This window comes from Phenylobacterium sp. (assembly GCF_037968635.1).
GTDB lineage: Bacteria > Pseudomonadota > Alphaproteobacteria > Caulobacterales > Caulobacteraceae > Phenylobacterium.
Window position 1 is genome coordinate 1 of the sequence record NZ_JBBKVV010000137.1, and the last position, 5,585, is coordinate 5,585.

General features: G+C 68.5%; 6 protein-coding genes. 5 read left to right on the forward strand and 1 reads right to left on the reverse strand.

What is annotated here, in order from left to right:
• The first annotated feature begins 477 nt into the window (after window positions 1-477).
• The 4 genes from AAC997_RS16270 (at window position 478) to AAC997_RS16285 (ending at window position 4,342) form a co-directional block, all read left to right on the forward strand.
• The gene (locus tag AAC997_RS16270) at window positions 478-1,671 is read left to right on the forward strand and encodes a serine hydrolase domain-containing protein (RefSeq protein WP_340646750.1); all 1,194 of its coding nucleotides are present in this window, start codon (window positions 478-480) and stop codon (window positions 1,669-1,671) included.
• The gene (locus AAC997_RS16275; RefSeq protein WP_340646751.1) at window positions 1,668-2,162 is read left to right on the forward strand and encodes a MarR family transcriptional regulator; all 495 of its coding nucleotides are present in this window, start codon (window positions 1,668-1,670) and stop codon (window positions 2,160-2,162) included. The genes AAC997_RS16270 and AAC997_RS16275 overlap by 4 nt, the downstream gene beginning before the upstream one ends.
• A gap of 290 nt (window positions 2,163-2,452) precedes the next feature.
• Complete coding sequence (locus AAC997_RS16280; RefSeq protein ID WP_340646752.1) at window positions 2,453-3,853, forward strand: alpha/beta hydrolase domain-containing protein; 1,401 nt, start codon at window positions 2,453-2,455, stop codon at window positions 3,851-3,853.
• 21 nt (window positions 3,854-3,874) lie between these two features.
• A complete protein-coding gene (locus tag AAC997_RS16285; RefSeq protein ID WP_340646753.1) occupies window positions 3,875-4,342 on the forward strand; it encodes a hypothetical protein in 468 nt (155 codons plus the stop codon).
• A 67-nt stretch (window positions 4,343-4,409) separates the two neighbouring features.
• Here AAC997_RS16285 and AAC997_RS16290 read toward each other — a convergent pair whose 3' ends face one another.
• Window positions 4,410-4,916, reverse strand: a complete 507-nt coding sequence (locus AAC997_RS16290; RefSeq protein WP_340646754.1) for a YetF domain-containing protein — start codon at window positions 4,914-4,916, stop codon at window positions 4,410-4,412.
• Window positions 4,917-5,122: 206 nt separating this feature from the next.
• On the opposite strand from AAC997_RS16290, the gene AAC997_RS16295 reads away from it, so the two are divergent.
• Window positions 5,123-5,554 carry a hypothetical protein gene (locus AAC997_RS16295; RefSeq protein ID WP_340646755.1) on the forward strand — a complete coding sequence of 144 codons (432 nt, stop codon included), beginning with the start codon at window positions 5,123-5,125 and terminating at the stop codon, window positions 5,552-5,554.
• The last annotated feature ends 31 nt before the right edge of the window (window positions 5,555-5,585 follow it).

The window sequence follows — 5,585 nt, forward strand, 5'->3', positions numbered from 1 at the left end:
GGCCCGCGCCGTCGCGCCGAACTCACGACAGAGCTGGCGGATCGAATAGGTGCGATGATCGTCGGCGGTCGCCATGGCTCACGTCATAACTTGACGTGCACGTAAAGGGAAGCCTTTAGCGCGGCATGGCCCGCAAACACGTCAACCTCGGCAGCGCCCCTGACAAACGCGACCTGCCCCGACCCATTGCGGACGTTCAGCGGTTAGTCCTGAGCGGGTTCGACAGGCTGGCCCGCCTTCGTCCGCATCGCGGCCTCCATGCTCTGGGTGCGGTGAATGTGGATTCTTCCTAGGCGTTTTCCTCCGATGCCTCTATATGTAGGCACCTACATATATGGTGGAGTGGTTTCTGTGCACATTCGGATGACACGTCGAGGGGTGGTGGGCGCGACTGCGGGGCTGGGCGTCTTGAGCTGGGGCAGCCATGGTCGAGCAGGGGGCGACGGAGGCTCCATCGCCGCCCGTGTGGATGCCGCCGTGAATCAGGCGGTCGCCGAAGCGGATTTTTCGGGCGCGCTGTTGTTGAGGCGTGGCGACAAGGTCATCTATCAGCGCGCGGTGGGCCAGGCCGAGCGGGTGTCCGGCGCGCCGAACCGTATCGACACCCGGTTCAACATCGCCTCCATCGGCAAGATGTTCACGGCCACCGCCGTCCTGCGTCTGGCGGAACAGGGGCGGATCGACCTGGACGCCCCGATCCTCGGCTACCTGCCCGACTATCCAGTCCGCACCATCGCCGAGCAGATCACCGCCCGCCAGCTGCTGTCGCACAGCTCCGGCGTCGGCAGCTACTGGGAGGCAATCGCGCAGAAGCCGTCCCAGGCCTTCGTCGAGACCCGCGACTTCCTGCCCCTGTTCGCCGACCAGCCGCTGGAGTTCACGCCTGGCGAGCGGCTCGGCTATTCCAACGGCGGCTATGTGATCCTGGGCCTGATCGTCGAGGCCCTGACCGGCGAGACCTTCGCCGACCACATCGGGCGCACGATCTTTGAGCCCCTGGGCATGAGCGGCAGCGGTGACTGGCCGCTCGATCTCGTCGTGCCGAACCGGGCCGACGGCTACACCCGCGACGAGGCCGTTCCCGGCGCCTGGCGCAGCAACCTCTTCGTCAACCAGTTCCGGGGCAGTCCGGCGGGCGGCGGCTATTCGACCGTCGAGGACCTGTCGACCTTCATCACCGCCCTGGGCGACGGCCGGCTCCTGTCGCCACAGATGCACACCACAGCGACCGCAGGTCTGTTCGATCTGGGCCGCGCGCGTTACGGCCTAGGGTTCATGGAAGAGACCGTCAACGGCCATCGCATGGTGGGGAACACCGGCGGCCATTTCGGCATCGCCGGCGAGGTCTGGCGCTACGAGGACCTGGGCGTCACCGTCGCCATGCTGACCAATGGCGAGGTCGACGGCTACTGGGGCCTGAACGTTGCGGTGAAGGACATCCTGTGCGGACCCAGCCCGGCGACCGACGCCTATCATCTGGGCATGGCGATGACGGCGGCGGCGAAGAACGACAGCGTGGCGGCCGCCCGCGCCCTGTTCGACGCGAGGCCGCAGGGCCTGCAACCGCGCTCGGTCTTCGAGGTCGAGGCCATGAAGGCCCGGCATCGTGGAAATCCGGCCGCCGCCGACCGGATCATGGCGATCGCCGCCATCGTCGAGCCCCCGGCATGACCGATCTGAAGGGCGGCCACGGCGCGACCATAGGCGCCCAGCTGCGCCGCCTGTCGGAGCGGATCGACCGCGATGTCGGCCGCGCCTACGCCCGGCTGGGCATCCGGTTCGAACAGCGGTGGTTCGGGGTTCTGAACCAGATCGTCCGGAACGGGCCGATGACGGTCGGCGACCTCGCCGCCGCGCTGCGCATCACACACGTCTCGGTCAGCCAGTCGCTGCGCTCGCTGGAAGCGGCCGGCTATGTGCGGGCGCTGCCCGACCCCCGGGATGCGCGTCGCCGCAGCCAGTCCCTGACCGCCGAAGGCGAGGCGCTGGTCGCCCGCCTGACCCCTCTGTGGCTCGCCATGAACCGCGAGGCCGAGGCCATCAACCGCGAGGCGGACGACGTCGCCGCCCGGCTGGACCGGCTAGATCAGGCCCTGGACCGCAGCTCCTTCTACGACCGGCTGATCGCCGTGGTGGAGGTCATGGACAAGCCTCAGTCGTAGTTGACGCTGATCGAGATGGGTTCGGATCTCGCCGCGTTCACCGGCGCTTCGTGGCGCAACCAGCTTTCTCACATCAGGGCCGTCCCGGCGCGCGGCGTCAGATAGACGAACCGCTGTTCCGCCTCGGACGCCTCGGCATGTCCCCTCACCACCCTTCTGCGACACCCCGACCGTTCGCTTGTGGCGCCTAGCTGAAGGTCGCCTAGCCACCTCGACCGCCATTCCAGGACCACCTTCCCGGCGCTAAGGTGCCCGCGATGCAGCCGAGACTGCACCTAGAGGAGCGAGACATGATCCAGGGACCCGTCACGGGCGGCGCGCACGGCTGGGCGTTCAACCGGCCGCTCATCGACCTCGCTGCGAAGGGCTTCGTCGAGCAGGAGTTCTTCCTGACCGGCGAGGCGACCACCTATGCCCTGGCGCCCGGCGCCGAGCAGGGCCGCGACGGCAGGTGGCGGGTCGAGCCCAAGGGCAAGGTTCCCTTCAAGACCCGCTTCCTGGTCTATCGCCCCGCCGACCCGGCCAAGTTCAACGGCACGGTCGTGGTGTGCTGGAACAACGTCACCGCCGGCTACGAGCTGTTCTTCGGCGAAGGCCCCGAGGTGCTGGAGGAAGGCTACGCCTATGTCTGCGCCACGGTGCAGAGGGTCGGCGTCCACGGCTTCGAGGAGAACCCGCAAGGGCTCGCGGCCTGGGACGGCGACCGCTACGGGGACCTGAGCATCCCCACCGACGACGCCTCCTACGACATCTTCTCCCAGGTCGCCCGCGCCGTCGGCCCCGACCGTGACCGCACGGTCGACCCGCTGGGCGGGCTGGCGGTGAACAAGGTCATCGGCCTGGGCGCCTCCCAGTCGGCGGGCCGGCTGTCGACCTATATCAACGCCGTCCACCCCCTGCCGCGCGAACAGGGGGGCCACGCCTTCGACGGCTACATGCTGCAGATCTATTTCGGCGGCGGCACGGCGATCGAGGCCAGCGACCGGCTGGGCAATCCGGCCACAGCCACCACGCGGCCCGCGCTGCGCGGCGCCAACCTCATCCGCGACGACCTTGATGTCCCGGCGATGATCGTCAACACCGAGCTGGAGGCGATCTCCTGCTGGCCGGTGCGCCAGCCCGACACCGAGCGTTTCCGCACCTGGGAGGCCGCCGCCCTCACCCATGTCTCCTACCAGGCCCAGCTGACCCGCAACGAGAAGTACCAGCGCGACTTCGGCACGACCCCGTCCGCGCCGTCCGAACAGATGAACCGCATCTACCTGCAGCCCTTCTATGACGCCGCCCTGCATCACCTGGCCCGCTGGGTGAACGGCGGCGCCCCGCCCCCCAGCCAGCCGCTGATCGACTTCACCAGCGACGGCCATGTCGTCCGCGACGCCCACGGCATCGCCACCGGCGGTATCCGCCTGCCCCAGGCCGCCGCCCCGGTGGCCATGAACAGCTCAAGGCCGGTCAGCGACGATTTCTCCGGCCGCCTGCGCGGCTCCAACAAGCCCTTCGACGCCGCCACCCTCGACGCCCTCTATGGCGACGAAGCCGGCTACCTCACCCGCTTCCGCCAGGCCGCCGCCGCCGCGGTCGAGGCCGGCGTGCTGATGCCCCGCGACGTCGAACCCGCCGTCGCCGAGGCGGCGCTGGAATACCGGCGGGCGCGGGAGCTCACGGCGCGGGAGGCCGCCGTTGGCTGACGGCAGGGAGACGTTCTTGTGATGAGCCAAGTCCTGGGCCGCCTGTTTCCCGCGCAATTCGACAATGTCTTTCGCGGCAGGAAAATCGCGTTGTGGGTCTTCTATCTGGTGACCGCCCTGGTCCTATGGCGCAGCCAGCATCACATCCTCGCCCCCGATGGCGGGGCTCGCTCCATCGCCACCATCCCGCTGGATACCTACGCCTCGGGCGCCTCCGCCAACATCATCGCCATCTTCGCCCAATGGGGGCTCAGCCAGCTTCTGCTCGGCGCCCTGATGCTGATCGCCGCGGTCCGCTATCGCTCGATGGTGCCGCTGATGTGGCTTGTCTTCATCGTCGAGTTGGCCGGGCGGTCATGGGTGGGTCACGACAAGCCGCTGGTCACGGTCGCAACCGCCCCCGGCGCGGCCGCGAACATCCCGATGCTCGTGCTCGCCACCCTCATGCTCGTGCTATCGCTCTGGCCCGAGAAGATGTCCGCCGCCTAGAACCTATCAACATATTCGGTGATGGCGACCGCAGGGCTCCAGTCGAACCAGGGGAGCAACCTCCGCCTCACGCGCTCGCGGAACCTGACGGCCGCGCGGTGACGATGCTGATGTCGCCGTTGCGCTCCAGATAGGCGGCCTCCACCTCGTCGGGTCGCAGGTGGCCGGCGCACCTCAGCGCCTGATCCAGGTCGCCGGGGCCCAGGCCCTCGCGGCGCATCTGCCGCCAGTCGATCTGGCCGTCCGCGATCAGCTGCGTCGGGCTTCCCTTCAGCCAGTCGCCCAGGGCTGGGAACGCGATGGCGGCGTAGACCAACCCGGTATGCAATCCCACCAGCACCGCCGTGGCCGCCAGCGTCGGGGCGAACGGCGCGCCGCCGGTGATGGCGCGGCCCAGATTGGAGCCGATGATCACCGCCAGCAGGATGTCCAGGGCGCCCCACTTGCCGAACACCCGCTTGCCCGCGATCCGCACGAACACCAGGCCGATGATGAACACCACGATGGCGCGGGCCGACATCTGCCACCAGATGATCGCCTCGCCGTGACGGCCGATCAGATCGTAAAGGGTCATGTGGGTCATCGCGTCGCCTCGCCTGCGCCGCCCAAGGCGCGCGCGGAGGCCCCGCGTCGCGGCATGAATGGGCCGTCGTCGTGGAACGCCTCAACTCGGGCCCGGTTGGCCCGAGCGGCAACAGCACTTGATGTCGGCCCGACCTGAGGGGTTAGTATGCCGCATCAAGCCCTCCGCCATCGTGGCGCCAGGAGAGGACCGTCCCGATGATCCGCGCCGCCTGCCACTGCGGAGCCGTCCGCTTCGAGATCGCCGAGCCGCCGGAATGGGTGCTCGACTGCAACTGCACCCTCTGCCGACGCTATGGCGCGCTCTGGAGCTATTACCACCCGGCGGACCAGGAAAAGCTGCTGATGCGGCCCGATCCGGCCGCCACCCAGACCTATCTCTGGGCCGACGAGGCCATCGCCTTCCATCGCTGCAAGACCTGCGGGTGCATGACCCACATGACGGTGGCCGCCGACGACTTCCTCTTCGGCGTCAATGCGCGGATGATGGCGGGGCTTGATCCGGCCACGGTGAAGATCCGCCAGATGGACAACGGCCATTCCGGCTTCTTCTGGACCCGCTCCGACGGTCCGGTGCGCGCCAGCCACCATCCACCGATGCCGGCCCCCACCTTCGAGGATTGGCGCTAAGGACCGCGCCATGCCGGAAGGCCGGTTCCAA

Excerpts from the sequence above, each read along its gene's own strand:
- AAC997_RS16275 (WP_340646751.1), top strand. The coding sequence starts at position 1,668 with ATGACCGATCTGAAGGGCGGCCACGGCGCGACCATAGGCGCCCAGCTG.
- AAC997_RS16280 (WP_340646752.1), top strand. The coding sequence starts at position 2,453 with ATGATCCAGGGACCCGTCACGGGCGGCGCGCACGGCTGGGCGTTCAAC.
- AAC997_RS16285 (WP_340646753.1), top strand. The coding sequence starts at position 3,875 with ATGAGCCAAGTCCTGGGCCGCCTGTTTCCCGCGCAATTCGACAATGTC.
- AAC997_RS16290 (WP_340646754.1), bottom strand. The coding sequence starts at position 4,916 with ATGACCCTTTACGATCTGATCGGCCGTCACGGCGAGGCGATCATCTGG.
- AAC997_RS16295 (WP_340646755.1), top strand. The coding sequence starts at position 5,123 with ATGATCCGCGCCGCCTGCCACTGCGGAGCCGTCCGCTTCGAGATCGCC.